The following is a 13948-nucleotide window of genomic DNA, read 5'->3' as shown; positions in this document are numbered from 1 at the left end:
CTCTGAGCCGTCTTGGTGGAACGACGGGTATGTTGATGCCCCGGGGGGTCCCGCCGGCCCGGAGAGTGGCCGTGCGCAGAGCACTACTGGGAGGGCCTGAGTTTTGCGGATCGGTAAGATAACTGTTGGCGCACTTGATGAATGGTCGCTGAGCCCTGGCTCGGTGACCTCCTGGCATCCGACGGCCGCGGCTCAGGAAACGGCAAGAAGCGCACCGGTCAGCTCGGTGCCGGTTAGCTACATGCAGGGCCAACATCTGCGTAATTACAGCCAGCGTAAAGCGGCGGGATTGAACTTCTCGCGGCAGATCATCGCTAGCTGTGAGGTTGCTGGACAATGTGATATCTCGGCCATGGACCACGCCGTGAATACATACCTGCGCAGGCACGACACATTCCGGAGTTGGTTCAAAGAAGGCGATGACGGCCAATTCGTCAGGCATGCAATCGAAAACCCGTCCGATATCGAGTTTGTGCCGGTCGACCAGGGCAACTTGACCGTCGACGAAATTCACGCTCACGTCGTGGGCATACCGAATCCCCTGGAATGGGGCTGCTTTACGTTCGGCATCATCCAGAACGAGGAACACTTCACTTTCTTCGCTGCCATGGATCACGTCCACGGAGACGCGACGTTGATCGGCACCACAATGATGGAAGCCAACGGAATGTATTCCGCGATGAGCGGCAGCGGTCAGGCCCTCACGCTTCCTGATGCAGGTAGCTTCGATGATTTCTGTATCCGCGAGCGTGAGTACACGTCGGCGTTGACCCTGGAATCGCCTGGAGTGCGTGCCTGGATCGACTTCGCCGAGAACAACCGGGACGGATTTCCGGAATTCCCGCTGCCACTGGGGAATCCGAACGAGTCGACCAGCAGCGCCTGGTCCACTGAGGTCCTGATGGATCCGGCACAGACGGAACGTTTCGACGGTGCATGCGCGGCAGCCGGCGCCCGCTTTGTCGGTGGGTTGTTCGCATGTCTGGGCCTGGTAGAGCACGAGTTCACCGGTGCGCTTACCTACTACGGCCTCACGCCGAGGGATTCCCGCACAGGCGGCGACAATTTCATGACACAGGGTTGGTTCACCGGACTGATACCGATCACCGTTCCGGTGGCGGCGGCCTCTTTCAACGATGCGGCCTGGGCGGCGCAGCAGTCTTTCGATTCGGGCCTGGACATGGCGAGAGTTCCGTATTACCGCGTGTTGGAGTTGGCGCCGTGGTTGAACTGGCCACAGCCGAACTTCCCGGTATCGAACTTTCTGCACGGTGGAGCGGCGCCGCTCAACGCCATCCTCGCGGCGGGCGACATGGGGCTGGCAAACAACATCGGAATGTATCCGGACAACCGGTTCTCATACCAATTGACGATCTACATCTTCCGGTACGGCGAAGGCACGGTCATGGCGATCATGCATCCCGACAACCCGGTCGCCAAGAAGTCGGTCACCCGCTACTTGGGGGCGATGAAATCGGTGTCGTCACGAGTTGCTGACAGCGGGCACTGGGGCCGGGTCGCGTAGCGGAGAGCAAACAATGGTCATCGATTTTCCGCTTTGCTCCGCCTTCAAGGTGAAGGTGAGGGTGACATGCGACGGTTAGCCGATTTTGTGGTGCGGTGGCCCTGGGCAGTGATCGGGACCTGGGCCGCACTGCTGATCGCCCTGCCGCTGACGTTCCCCTCCCTCGGCGCGATGGCCGAGAAGCACCCGCTGGCAATCCTGCCCAACGATGCGCCGTCGAGCGTCACCGCTCAGAAGATGACCGAGGCGTTCCACGAATCGGGCAACAACGACCTGTTGTTGGTGGCCCTGATCAACGAGAACGGGCTGGGCTCCTCAGACGAGGCGACCTACCGCAAGCTTGTGGACGCGCTGCGCGACGACGTGACTGATGTCGAGAGCGTGCAGGATTTCATCGGCACCCCACAACTGCGACAGTTCCTGACCAGCAAGGACAAGACCACCTGGGTACTCCCGGTGGGCCTGGTGGGGGAGTTGGGCACACCGCGGGCAATGGACTCGTTCAACCGGGTTTCCGACATCGTCAAGCTCAGCACGGCCGGCAGCCCGCTGGCCGTGCATCTCACCGGTCCGGCGGCCACTGCCGCCGATCTCACCGTCGCGGGGGAGAACGATCGACTCCCGATCGAGATCGCGATCGCCGTCCTGGTCCTGGCCGTGTTGTTGTTGGTCTACCGCAGCGCTGTCACGATGCTGCTGCCGTTGATCACGATCGGGTCGTCCCTGCTTATCGCGCAGGCACTGGTGGCGGGCTTTTCCCAGCTGACCGGTGCGGGTGTCTCGAACCAGTCCGTCGTATTTCTGAGTGCGATCATGGCCGGTGCGGGCACGGATTACGCAGTCTTTCTGATCAGCCGTTATCACGACTATCTGCGATCGGACAACGATTTCGACCAGGCCGTTCGGGCCGCGATGATGTCGATCGGGAAGGTGATCTCCGCATCTGCCGCGACGGTGGGGCTGACGTTCCTGCTGCTGAGCTTCACGAAAATGGGTGTGTTCAAAACGGTCGGGGTGTCGGCCGCGATCGGTATCGGCGTGGCGTATCTGGCCGGAATGACCCTGTTGCCGGCCATCCTGGCCCTGGTCGGGCCCCGCGGCTGGGTCAAGCCCCGGCGCGAGCTGACCGCGCGGTTCTGGCGGCGTTCGGGAATCCGCATCGTTCGCCGACCGGTTCCGCATCTCGTCGCCAGCCTTCTGGTGTTGGCGCTGCTGGCCGGCGCCGCGATCTTTGCCCGCTACAACTACGACGATCGCAAGGTGGTGGCCGCGTCGGCGCCGAGTTCGATCGGGTACGCCGCGGTGGAACGCCATTTCCCCATCGCACAGTCCATTCCCGAATACATCCTCATCCAGTCACCGCACGACCTGCGCTCACCGCGTGGTCTCGCAGACCTGGAGCAGTTGGCTTCGCGTGTCGCCCAGCTACCGGACGTCGGCCTGGTCAGCGGCATCACCCGGCCCCTGGGTGAGGTACCCGCGGAATTCCGGGCGACCTTCCAGGCCGGCATCGTCGGCGACCGGCTGGCCAACGGTTCCACCCAGATCGACCAGCGTTCGAGCGACCTCAACCGACTGTCGGCCGGGGCCAACACGCTGGCCGGCAGCCTCGCCGACGTGCGCACCCAGATCAACCAGATTGCGCCCAGTCTCCAGAGCGCGGTCGACGCGGTCTCCTCCGTGCGCACTGAATACGGTGGCGACAAGCTCGTGAAGGACGTCGACACCGCGGCCAAGCTGGTCGACAGCATCAACGCGCTGTCCAACTCCATGGGTTACAACTTCTCCGCCGTCAAGAACATATTCGCCTGGATCGGGCCGGTGCTGATGGCGTTGAACGGCAATGCGGTCTGCGATGCCAACCCCTCGTGCAGTGATAGCCGCATCCAGATGCAACGGCTCATGGACGCGAACCAGGACGGCAGCCTCGACAACATCAACGATCTGGCGCACCAGCTCCAGGGGGTCGGCGCCGGGCAGACTCTCAACGCCACGGTCAAGAAGCTGAACGCGGCACTCGCCAGCGTCACCAAGGCGGCCAATGCCATGGGGATGAACAAGCCCGGCGGTCCGCAGTCGGGCTTGAAGGACTTGCAGAGCGGCGCCAACCGTCTGGCCGGTGGAAGTCGCGAAGTGGCCGGCGGGGTGGACGAACTCGTCAAGCAGGTCAAGGTGATCTCAGCTGGGTTGGACCAGGCCTCGGCATTTCTGCTGACGATGCGTAGCGACGCCGCAGATCCGGCGCAGGCGGGGTTCAACATCCCGCCCGAGGTGCTGAACATGGAGGAGTTCAAGAAGGCCTCCGCGGCGTACGTCTCGCCGGACGGCAGGTCGGTGCGGTATCTGGTGCAGACGAAGCTCAACCCGTTCAGTCCCGAGGCCATGGACCAGGTCAACGAGATCCAGGACATAGCCCGGGGCGCGCAGCCGAACACCACGCTCGCCGACGCCTCGATATCGATGGGCGGTTTCCCCGCCGGGCTGCGGGATACGCGTGACTACTACCAGCAGGACATCCGGTTCATCATCATCGGGACCCTCGTCGTCGTGATGCTGATCCTGATGTTGCTGCTGCGTTCGATCGTCGCGCCGATCTACCTCGTCGCGTCGGTGGTGATCTCCTACCTGGCCGCACTGGGCATCAGTGTGCTGGTGTTCCAATCGCTACTCGGCCAGCAATTGCATTGGAGCGTGCCGCCGTTGGCCTTCGTGGTGCTGGTCGCGGTCGGAGCCGACTACAACATGCTCCTGGTGTCGCGAATGCGGGACGAGTCTCCGCACAGCATTCGGTACGGCATCATTCGCACACTGAGTTCGACCGGAGGGGTGATCACCGCGGCGGGCCTCATCTTCGCGGCCTCGGTCGCCGGTCTCATGTTCTCCAGCATCGGCATGGTGGTGCAGGGCGGCTTCGTGATCGGAGTCGGCATCTTGCTGGACACCTTCGTGGTGCGCACCATCACGGTGCCGGCCATCGCTGCGCTCATCGGCAAGGCCAACTGGTGGCCGTCACGAATGGGCGATCAGAAATCGCTACGCACACCGGCAACCAGCGCGTGACCAGGGCAGGAAGCGCGCACACGTGATGTATGGAAAACTCGAAACGAAGCAAAGCGGGCAGGTGCCAAGATGAAGAAGCTACTCGCAGGACTGACGGTCCTGGTAACTGCCGGTGTCACAGGATGTTTCGGCGTTGGATCGGCAGCCGCCGATGACACCCAGGCCCCCGGGACATCGAACGGCGGTGCGCCCGCACCGGCAGACCCCGGGACCGCGTACGCCCTGGGTGGCGCCCACGTCCTCGGTATTCCCTATGACGAGTACATCCGGATGACGGGTGAGCAGTGGTTCCCCGGCATGAAACGGGTGAAGGTCGATTACCCCGCGGGGCAGGTTCAGGGGCACACCCTGGAGCGTCTCTTCCCTGGTATCGGGCCGATCGGAGAGCAGATCTATCCCGGTCTGGGTCTCGACGGTCCCAGCATCGGCGAGTCGGTCGACGAGGGAGAAGGAAACCTCGACGCCGCCATCCGCAGTGGCGGCAAGGGAAGAGCGATGGGGCTGTCCGAGGGCGCGCTCGTGCTCAATGCGGTGAAGGCGCGACTGGCCAACGATCCGACGGCCCCGCCGCCGGACCAACTGTCCTTCGCGACGTTCGGCGACCCGATCGCCAAGCATCCCTTCGGGGAGAGCTTCCTGACCCAGAACTTCCCGGTCGGCAGCGTCGTGCCGTTCATGGACTACCGCATCCCGGAGCCCGTGGAGAGCCAGTACCACACCGACCAGTTCATCTCGGCCTACGACAGCATCGCCGACTGGCCGGACCGGCCCGACAACTGGATGAGCGTGATCAATGCGGTCGCCGGCCTGGCCACCGGTCACACCGCGATCGCCTTCACCAATCCGAGCAACGTTCCGCCGCAGAACATCAGGACGACGGTCAACTCCAAGGGTGCGACGACGACGACGTACCTGGTACCCGAAGAGCACCTTCCCTTGGTCTTGCCCTTCAAGTACCTCGGATATGACCAGGGCACGCTGAATCAGCTGGACGCGATACTGCTGCCCCGGGTGAACGCGGGTTATTCGCGAAACGACGACCCGGCCACCGCTCCGATCACCGTGGATCCGGTGCATGGTTTCGACCCCGCGGAGGTCACCGCACCGGCCAACGACGCGACGTTCGGCGGTGGCACCGACCCCATGTCGGAGATCGCCAACGGTGCGTTGTCCCTGTTGTCCGGCGGACACTGACAGCGGCGCGCGAGCCGACGGATTCGACGATTTAGTACGGACGTGACATGACGCTGACGACGACTTCGCCCCAATCAACCATTCTCTCGATGCTGCACGGACGTGCCAGTCTGCGTCCGGACGACGTGGCCTTCACGTTCACCGAGTACACCGACGACCCGGCCGGGGTCTCCGAGACCGTGACGTGGTCGCAGCTGTCCCGTCGGACGATGAATGTCGCACGGCAGATCCGCCTGAACGGTTCGGTCGGCGACCGGGCGGTGATCCTCGCCCCGCAGGGCCTGGAGTACATCCTGGCGTTCCTCGGTTCCATGCAGGCCGGGTTGATCGCGGTTCCGCTTCCGTTGCCCCACCGCGGCTCGACCCACGACCGGGTGAGTGCGGTCTTCGTCGATACCGCGCCGTCGGTTGTCCTCACGACCTCTGCGGTCGCGCAGGATGTCGGCGACTACGTGGATCAGTCACGCCTGGACACCGCACCGAAGATCGTTCAGATCGACGCCTTGGACGTGGATGCGCAGGAAGGACACGGCGACGCTCCGAACTTCGGCACTGTCGAGTTCCCCGATACGGCGTATTTGCAGTACAGCTCGGGTTCTACCCGGTTGCCGACCGGGGTGATGATCTCGCACCGCAACCTGCAGGCGAATTTCGAGCAGTTGATGCGCTGCTTCTTCTCGGATACGGACGGCAAATCGACGGCGAACCGCACGATCGTGTCGTGGTTGCCCTTCTATCACGACATGGGGCTGGTACTGGGTGTGTGCGCACCCATCCTGAGCGGCTATCGCGCTGCGTTGACGAGCCCGGTTGCGTTCCTGGAGAAGCCGTCCCGCTGGATACGGGCGCTGGCCGAGAATCCCTCTGCCTTCTCGGCAGCGCCCAACTTCGCCTTCGACCTCGCCGCCCGCAAGACCAAGGATGCGGACCTCGCCGGACTCGACCTGGGTGGGGTGGTGGGCATCATCAATGGCGCCGAGCGTGTGGAGCCTGCCACTTTGGAGCGCTTCGCCGACAGGTTCGCGCACTTCAACTTCCGGGACCACATGCTGCGTCCGTCGTACGGGATGGCGGAGGCCACCGTCTTCGTGGCCACCGGCACGTGGTCTGAGTCGGCGGAGGATGTTCATTTCGATGTCGACGAGTTGGCGGCGGGCCGCGCTCGCCGTTGTGCGGCCAGAGCCGGCACAGCGCTGGTCCAGTACGCGCTGCCGCAGTCGCCCGTGGTGCGGATCGTCGACATCGACACCAACCGGGAATGCCCGCCGGACGCGGTCGGAGAGATCTGGGTGCACGGCGACAACGTCGCGGCCGGCTACTGGAGCAGGCCACCGGAGGAGCAGCAGTGCTTCGGTGCCACCCTCGTCGACCCGTCGCCGGGTACAGCCCACGGACCGTGGCTGAAAACCGGTGACCTGGGCTTCGTCTCCGGCGGTGACCTTTTCATCGTCGGTCGGATCAAGGATCTGCTGATCATCCGCGGGCGCAATCACTACCCCGAGGACATCGAGGCGACGGTCCAGCAGATCACCGGGGGCAGGGTCGCGGCGATCTCGGTTCCGGTGAACAGCACCGAGAAGCTGGTCACCGTCATCGAGCTCAAGAAGCGAGGCGAGTCCCCGGTCGAGGCGGGGCACTGGCTCACCGCGATCAAGAGCGATGTCACCTCCGCGATTTCCAATGCGCACGGCTTGAATGTCGGAGATCTCGTTCTGGTTCCTCCGGGGTCGATACCCACCACGACGAGCGGCAAGATCCGCCGCGCCGCCTGCGCGGAACAGTATCGGCAGGACGAATTCGCTCGGTTGGACGCCTGAGCGCCCAGCGCTGCGTGAGATTGCAGTAGTGCGGTACCTGGTTCGGCGGTCCGTCGACGGCGCCCGTTCAGATGGCGTTGCCGCCCAAGGAGTTCCATGCCATGTCGAGCGCCGCGGTGCGGTGCGGGACAGTCTGCATCGGTTCTGGCGGGCAGACGACGATATTCCGTGACTGGGCCGGGCGCTGCACGGCTGAGGTCGGATCATGGATGAGAAGGCGCTGTGTGAAGATGGAGGTGTTATGAGCGCAACAGAACTGAGCCCGACAACGCTGCGTGAGGCGTTCGGCCACTTTCCGTCCGGTGTCATCGCGATTGCTGCCGAGGTAGAGGGCACTCTGGTCGGCTTGGCTGCCAGCACCTTCGTGCCGGTGTCGCTCGATCCGCCGCTGGTGTCGTTCTGTGTGCAGAACTCTTCGACCACCTGGCCCAAGCTCAAGGACCTCCCGTCGCTGGGGATCAGCGTGCTGGGCGAATCCCATGACGACGCGGCCCGCACGCTTGCCGCCAAGACCGGGGACCGGTTCGCCGGGTTGGAGACCGAGTCGCGCGAATCCGGCGCCGTGTTCATCCACGGAACCAGCGTGTGGCTGGAGAGCGCCATCGAGCAGTTGGTGGAGGCCGGCGATCACACCATCGTTGTGCTGCGGGTCAGCGACATCACCGTCAATGCCGATGTCGCGCCAATCGTGTTCCACCGCAGCACATTCCGCAAGCTCGGCGCCTGACCTCCCGGCGCCTTCGGGCTTCGGATCACCGACTCAGGGCCGTGCGGCCAGTTCGTCGCGGTATTTGGCGATGCGTTGTTCGATCTCGCCGGCATCGTCCGGGCGGCCCTCTTTCCGGGCCAGGTCGGCCCGGAGTGACAGCTCCCGGATCGCGGTCCGGATCTCGGTGACGCTGTGAGTCTGTCCCATGCTCATGAAGCTGCCTTTCGACGCTGATTGGCTGCTTTCTTGAGCCTACGCGCCGAATCCCGGCGTGCGGTTCAGATCTCCTGCAAGCCGATGATGACCTTGCGGAACAACTGGGCGCCGGCCTCTTTCTGGATGGGTGGGCACGCGACGTTGACGATCATTCCCCGGACCAGGCCGTAGTAGTCACACACGTCCTTCTTGCTGGTGGTCACGGCGAAGGAGTCGTCGGCCGCCGACTCGGGTGCATTGGTCACCATGTTGTCGACCGTGCCTGTGGTGGTCTCGACGACCTGCCCGAACTTCGTGACCGTCGTGGTCGTCTTCGCGTTCTGGCAGCGTTCATACCACTGGCGGGCGTAGTCGAGGCTGTTCGGATCCTTGGCGGGGAACACGGTGAGCACGAAGGACGTCCTGTCATCCCCATCCTGTGCCTTGTTGCCGCCTGGATCGTCGACCGGGAACATCAACCGCGAGATGCGGGCGTGCTCGTACCGCTCCGGGTCCTTTTTCTCGTTGAAGGTGAAATCGTATTTGCCGGTTTCGATGGGATCGTCTTTCCAGGTACACCCCGGCGGTGACGACGTCTCCGTGTATTCCCGGTCCGGGTCGTAGGTGCCGTCCGACTGCCGCACCGACTTGGACGAGTCGTAGTCGGTGTAGCCCGGCGGATACAGCGAGTTGAAGTCGATCGCGTTGAGGATCATCGTCGGCGGCTTGTCACTGAGCAACGGCTTGCGGTCATGGGGACTGTCCGCCTGCTCGACGGGGGCCGACCGTGGCCAGGCCAACCAGGCCACCAGCGCCACGACGAGCAACACCACGACCGCGAGCCCGACGCTTCCGGCGATGATCGTCCGCCGGGACAGCTTGCGGGGGTTCGCGGCGCTGGGAGCTGCCGAATACGACCACTGGTTCGGCGCGCCGTCGGGCCCGGTCACGGCTGCGGTCCTGCCGTGTCGCACAGGGCTGCGGTCAGTCGGCCGAGCGGTGTCCCGTCGGGTTCGCAGTAGCCGGGCTGGCCGGCCTTGCGAAGCTCCACGTGGTCGGGATACTGCGGTGCCCCGTTGGCTTTGGTGCCTGGGCCTGTCCCGGGTGCCGGGGGACCCGGCGGTGGCGGCGGTGGCGGCGGTGGCGGCTGGTTGGGGTCAGCGGGTGGCTGCTGTTGCTGTTGTTTGGCCTTGTCTTCCTGCTCCTTGGCTTGCTTCGCGGCCTCGGTCTTCTGCGCCACCTCCCGGTCGCGCAGCGTGATGCATTCCTTCATGCGGGATTCGTCGTCCACGTAGGGGCAGGGCCCGGTTTTGGACTCCGTGAAGTCGATGCCCCCGCCGGGTGCCCGTTTGTAGTCGTAGCCGTCGGGAGTCTTGGTGAGGGCACCGGCCTTGAGCGCTGCGAGCTTGTTGGACAACCGCTCTGGCGTCTCGCCGACGAAGGCGCGGACGTCGGCGCTCGCGGACGGGAACGTCGTGAAGCATCCGGTGTCGCCCTTGGCCGCCTCCGCCGCGGGAGTGAGGATTTCGCGGGCCTTGGTGAAGTGCCCCTGTTTGAGTTCGTTGTCGCTCAGGGTTTCCGACACCAGGGCGAAGTTGCCGCGCGGCGGACACGCGCTCGGCTCCTTCTCGTGTGCCGCCTTGAATTCTTCGAAGGCACCGGGGATGTCACCGCGGAGCATGAGAAGGTCTCCGGCAGCAAGCTTCTCGCGGAAACCGCGCCCGAAGTTGCCGACATCGATCCACTCCAAGGTGTTCTGCATGGCGCCGTCATCGCGGGCCGCGAACTGGCGCGGGAGCTTGTTGCCGAGGATGCCGACGCTGGCGACCTTGACTGCGAACAGGAGCAGCAGGACAAGCACGGGTATGGACCACAGCAGAAGCTTGCGCCGCAACCGCAGGCGGCTGGGCCGGTTGCCGGCGGGCCTTGTCGGCTCGGGCTCTTGAGCCTGGCCGGTTTCGGCAGGTGGGAGCGTTTGCGTCATTTCGATACCGCCCCCCGTTTGCGCCTCAGCCAGTGTCCCACCAGTCCGTACAGTTCGACACCGAGCAGCACCGCGGCGATCGCAGTGAAAAACCAGTAGAACTCGGTCCGGTCCGGGTGCGGCACTTTGGGAATCACCGGGTCGGCGGGGACGGCCTGGGGCGCAGCCGAGGGGAGTTCGTCGGCGCTGAACAGTCCGCGCTCACGTTTGTGGAACGGAATCCCCAGGCTGTCGGCCGCGGTGTTGAGCGCCTCCTCGTTGAGCGGTACGTCGACCGTGTCGTAGTTGGCGCCGGCGTAGATCCGCGGTTTGACCTCGTTGGTGCTGTAGCCGAACACGGCTCCGCCGGACACCTGGGCCTGGGGGATGTCGAAGGCCCACTCGCCGGGATCGCTGCCCGCGCCGAAGACGAAGACCAGATTCGCAGATCCGGGATACGTGCGCGATGCGGCGTTGAGTTGTTCCTTCAGCAGCGAATTAGCTGCCGCAACATTGGTTTTCACCACTGCATCGGCAGACCGGTCCCCATAGGGCTTGAAGTTCTGCAGGAACGGCGCAAGGCTCCACTCGTCGCGCGAGATCGGCCAGTCGACGCGGGCGGTGTCGGCGTAGGAGATCACGCTGAACCGGGCGTCCGGATACTTCGTGAGTACCACCTGGGCGTCGTTGATGGCGCCCTTCATACGTGATTCGAGGTCTCGGTAATCAGTCGATCCCGAGCTGCCGAAACCGTCGGCGGTCATGCCCGCCGAGCGGTCGATCACCAGGAACACGTTGATGTTCGATTCCTCTGCGGTGCTGGTGAGCCGGGGCGGGCGTTCGGCGCGGGATTCGTCACCGAGACGGGTGGCCGCCAGCCCGAGACAGACGATCGCCAGCACGGCCATACCGAGCCGCAGCCATGCCCTTCGCTCCGGCATCCTGCCCTGCCTGCGGGACGTGGCGATGGTTGCCCCAACCCGCAGGCCGATGGCCAGGAGTGCGAGCACGACGATCAGCCAGATCGGAAACACCGGGGCGACACTGAGTTTCACAGCCGCATCCCCAATCGTGCCGCGGCGAGCGCGACCGTCGCGATCAAGGCAATCTGCAGCAGAATGTCCGGAACATCCCACTGGAACGGATGCAGTTCTTCTTTGCGCTCGTCATCCAGGGTGGACTGCGGCGGGTTCGACAGGATTTTGTCGACCGCACCGGACAGCTCGTCCTTCTGATTGTCGATCTTCCTCGGAGTGGGGGCGTCGTTGAACCCGCCCACCTCGGTGTAGAGGTACTGCCGGCCGCCGGAATCCTTGACCAGCTTGTCGACTGACTCGCCGGTGAGGGTGCCGGGCACGATGGTGTTCACCTGGATCTTGGCGTCCTTGACGATCCCGGCCAGCATGGCGTCGGAATACGTCGGGGGAGTGTCGCTGTAGCTCTTGGTATCGCCGACGTAGATGATCGCCCGGCCGCGACCGTTGTCCGACCCCACCGCGGGCAGACCCATGGCGCACATGGCGAGGGTGTCGTTGATCGTGCCCCGGGCGGAAATGCGGTCGAAAAGTTCGGTGTCTGTCGAATAGGCCGCAGTGGGATCGTCTTTCGACGACGCACCTTGGGCAACCTTGGCGATTTCACCGAGTCGCTGTGACACCCACGGGAGGTCCGAGGTGACCGGGAAGTTGCGATAGAACTCCTTGGTCATTCCGATGCGTTGGTTGCCGAACCCGTCCACCTTGTCGCGGAAGATCGTCATCAGCTGATCGATGGCCAACCCGTCGGACATGGTGATGCTGTAGTACGGCCCGAAGCACAGCATGATGTCGACGTGCGGGGTGTCCGAGCCGGCCAGTTGGGGTTCGTAGGTCTTCGTCGGTCGAACGGTCGCGCCGATGAGCATGAAGACGGCGATGATCGCCATCACCAGGGCCGCGACGGAAAGGCGTTCGTGCAGGCGTAGCGCGCGTTGATACTCGGGAAGCGTGGTGAGGCGGTACGACCTTGCCAGGTAAGGCAATTCGCCCTGCCAGCCGTACCGTGTGCGTCGCGTCGCGTACCACACCGCAACACCGATACCGGCGATGATCGGTAGCAGAAGCAGGGGCCATTTCAGGTCCATGTCAGCACCGCCGTCCGCGCCGCGTCGACCACACTCGGTACGGTGCGCGGGTCGGCCTCATCGAACTGTCCCGGATAGGTCATGGCCAGGACATTCAGGGCAGCACCGGCCAAGGGGCTCTGCGCGACATCGGTGGCCGTCATGCGTCGCGCCTGATAGCCGGTACGAAAGTCGATGAAATTTCGGAAGATTCGGCTGATTTCGTGGAATGCATCGCGGGTGGACAGCTGACCGTCGTGATGCTGCTGCTCAACCTTGCTCAGGGATCGGGAGAACTTGAACCGCAGCACCCGGTAGCTGATGGCGCGGAGGACCGGGACGCGTCGTAGGACCTCGATCGGCAGCGTCCACACGATCACCCCGACGATCCAGCCGATGACGAGCAGCACGAGCAGTGCAGCGCCGATGACCCACCACACCGAGTAGGTCATTGGGGGGAACAGGAATTCGAGTGAACTGTGCATCAGCGCCGTCCCTCGCTCAGCACGGAAAGGGCCGGGGCGATGTCGGCTCGCGACGCGATCCGCACACACGGACTGTCGAGTTGCGCGATGAACGACTGCCATTCGGCCATCCGTGCGGCCTCGGAGTGGCGGTACGCGTCGAGCACCTTGGCGCCCAGCACCGACGGTGTCAGAAGGGCTCTGCCGGTAGCGACGTCGAGTACCTCGTCCGCGGTGCGCGGTTGGCCGAGGATGTCGAGGTCTTCGATGAGGATCCAGTGAATTGCGTTGCGCCCCCGCACCGTCATCGCGGCCGCGACGAGTTCCGGTGTGACCTGTGGCTGATCGCAGACGATGTAGATCGAGTACCGCTTGTCGAGGGTGCCGGCGACGAACTCCAATTGCCTGACGATGTTGGACGGATTGCCGACCTCGATACTGACATGGCTGAGCAGGGTCAGCATCTGCTCCAGATGGTCCTCACCGGTCTTGCCCGGCTCGATGGACGATCCTCGGTCGTCGCCGTAGACCAGGCTGAGTTTGTCCCCTTGCGCCGAGGCGACCAGACCGACCGCCCCGAGGGAGAGGATCGCCAGGTCGCGCTTGCTCTCCCCGCTGGGGGCGTGGGCGAGCAGGTTCGCCCCGGTGTCGGCGATCAGCAGGAACTCCTGGGTCTTCTCCGCGACGTACCGGCGGACGACGAGGTGGGTGTTGCGCGCCGACGCCTTCCAGTCGATATCGCGGACGTCGTCGCCGAAGGTGTACTCACGCAGGTCGACGAAATCGTCGCTGCGGCCGAACTGCAAGGAGGTGTGGCCGCCCTCCAGCACCCGGTGTGACCGCAGCCGCATCCCGACGGCCCGAGGGTCGAAATTGAGTTGGGCGCGGACCCGGTTGAGAATGTCCCCCATCGTGGCTCG

General features: G+C 64.3%; 12 protein-coding genes. 5 read left to right on the top strand and 7 right to left on the bottom strand.

Features of this window, described 5'->3' with window-relative positions; translation table 11 throughout:
- Positions 1-103 precede the first annotated feature (103 nt).
- The 5 genes from AB0I14_RS04215 to AB0I14_RS04195 all read left to right on the top strand — a co-directional run bounded on the left by AB0I14_RS04215 (position 104) and on the right by AB0I14_RS04195 (position 8323).
- Positions 104-1525 carry a condensation domain-containing protein gene (locus AB0I14_RS04215; RefSeq protein WP_358016212.1) on the top strand — a complete coding sequence of 474 codons (1422 nt, stop codon included), beginning with the start codon at positions 104-106 and terminating at the stop codon, positions 1523-1525.
- 66 nt (positions 1526-1591) lie between these two features.
- The gene (locus AB0I14_RS04210; protein ID WP_358016209.1) at positions 1592-4585 is read left to right on the top strand and encodes an RND family transporter; all 2994 of its coding nucleotides are present in this window, start codon (positions 1592-1594) and stop codon (positions 4583-4585) included.
- 69 nt (positions 4586-4654) lie between these two features.
- On the top strand, positions 4655-5779 hold the full coding sequence (pe, locus tag AB0I14_RS04205; protein WP_358016206.1) for an acyltransferase PE: 1125 nt from the start codon (positions 4655-4657) through the stop codon (positions 5777-5779).
- A 47-nt stretch (positions 5780-5826) separates the two neighbouring features.
- Positions 5827-7596, top strand: a complete 1770-nt coding sequence (locus AB0I14_RS04200) for an AMP-binding protein (protein WP_358016203.1) — start codon at positions 5827-5829, stop codon at positions 7594-7596.
- A gap of 241 nt (positions 7597-7837) precedes the next feature.
- The gene (locus AB0I14_RS04195) at positions 7838-8323 is read left to right on the top strand and encodes a flavin reductase family protein (RefSeq protein WP_358016200.1); all 486 of its coding nucleotides are present in this window, start codon (positions 7838-7840) and stop codon (positions 8321-8323) included.
- A gap of 33 nt (positions 8324-8356) precedes the next feature.
- Here the strand turns inward: AB0I14_RS04195 and AB0I14_RS04190 are convergent, their stop codons facing one another.
- The 7 genes from AB0I14_RS04190 to AB0I14_RS04160 form a co-directional block, all read right to left on the bottom strand.
- Positions 8357-8512, bottom strand: coding sequence for a hypothetical protein (locus AB0I14_RS04190; protein WP_358016819.1), 156 nt, complete (start codon positions 8510-8512; stop codon positions 8357-8359).
- A 71-nt stretch (positions 8513-8583) separates the two neighbouring features.
- Positions 8584-9450, bottom strand: a complete 867-nt coding sequence (locus tag AB0I14_RS04185; protein WP_358016197.1) for a hypothetical protein — start codon at positions 9448-9450, stop codon at positions 8584-8586.
- Positions 9447-10484 carry a hypothetical protein gene (locus tag AB0I14_RS04180; RefSeq protein WP_358016194.1) on the bottom strand — a complete coding sequence of 346 codons (1038 nt, stop codon included), beginning with the start codon at positions 10482-10484 and terminating at the stop codon, positions 9447-9449. Before AB0I14_RS04180 ends, AB0I14_RS04185 begins: the two co-directional genes overlap by 4 nt.
- Positions 10481-11518 (bottom strand): VWA domain-containing protein, encoded by a 1038-nt coding sequence (locus tag AB0I14_RS04175; RefSeq protein WP_358016192.1) that lies wholly within the window; start codon positions 11516-11518, stop codon positions 10481-10483. Before AB0I14_RS04175 ends, AB0I14_RS04180 begins: the two co-directional genes overlap by 4 nt.
- Positions 11515-12585, bottom strand: a complete 1071-nt coding sequence (locus AB0I14_RS04170; RefSeq protein ID WP_358016190.1) for a hypothetical protein — start codon at positions 12583-12585, stop codon at positions 11515-11517. The genes AB0I14_RS04175 and AB0I14_RS04170 overlap by 4 nt, the downstream gene beginning before the upstream one ends.
- Positions 12576-13049, bottom strand: a complete 474-nt coding sequence (locus tag AB0I14_RS04165; RefSeq protein ID WP_358016187.1) for a hypothetical protein — start codon at positions 13047-13049, stop codon at positions 12576-12578. Before AB0I14_RS04165 ends, AB0I14_RS04170 begins: the two co-directional genes overlap by 10 nt.
- Entirely contained in the window at positions 13049-13939 is an 891-nt protein-coding gene (locus AB0I14_RS04160; protein WP_358016184.1) for a DUF58 domain-containing protein, read from the bottom strand. The genes AB0I14_RS04165 and AB0I14_RS04160 overlap by 1 nt, the downstream gene beginning before the upstream one ends.
- Between the last annotated feature and the right edge of the window lie 9 nt (positions 13940-13948).

The sequence above is a fragment of the Mycobacterium sp. NPDC050441 genome, from assembly GCF_040655355.1.
Classification (GTDB): Bacteria; Actinomycetota; Actinomycetes; order Mycobacteriales; family Mycobacteriaceae; genus Mycobacterium.
The sequence above is the reverse complement of the archived record's forward strand: the minus strand, read 5'-3'. Positions and strand labels throughout refer to the sequence as shown.

Coding starts and splice junctions, on each gene's coding strand:
- AB0I14_RS04190 (WP_358016819.1), bottom strand. CDS start 8,512: ATGGGACAGACTCACAGCGTCACCGAGATCCGGACCGCGATCCGGGAG.
- AB0I14_RS04200 (WP_358016203.1), top strand. CDS start 5,827: ATGACGCTGACGACGACTTCGCCCCAATCAACCATTCTCTCGATGCTG.
- AB0I14_RS04195 (WP_358016200.1), top strand. CDS start 7,838: ATGAGCGCAACAGAACTGAGCCCGACAACGCTGCGTGAGGCGTTCGGC.
- AB0I14_RS04210 (WP_358016209.1), top strand. CDS start 1,592: ATGCGACGGTTAGCCGATTTTGTGGTGCGGTGGCCCTGGGCAGTGATC.
- AB0I14_RS04180 (WP_358016194.1), bottom strand. CDS start 10,484: ATGACGCAAACGCTCCCACCTGCCGAAACCGGCCAGGCTCAAGAGCCC.
- AB0I14_RS04160 (WP_358016184.1), bottom strand. CDS start 13,939: ATGGGGGACATTCTCAACCGGGTCCGCGCCCAACTCAATTTCGACCCT.
- AB0I14_RS04165 (WP_358016187.1), bottom strand. CDS start 13,049: ATGCACAGTTCACTCGAATTCCTGTTCCCCCCAATGACCTACTCGGTG.
- AB0I14_RS04170 (WP_358016190.1), bottom strand. CDS start 12,585: ATGGACCTGAAATGGCCCCTGCTTCTGCTACCGATCATCGCCGGTATC.
- pe (WP_358016206.1), top strand. CDS start 4,655: ATGAAGAAGCTACTCGCAGGACTGACGGTCCTGGTAACTGCCGGTGTC.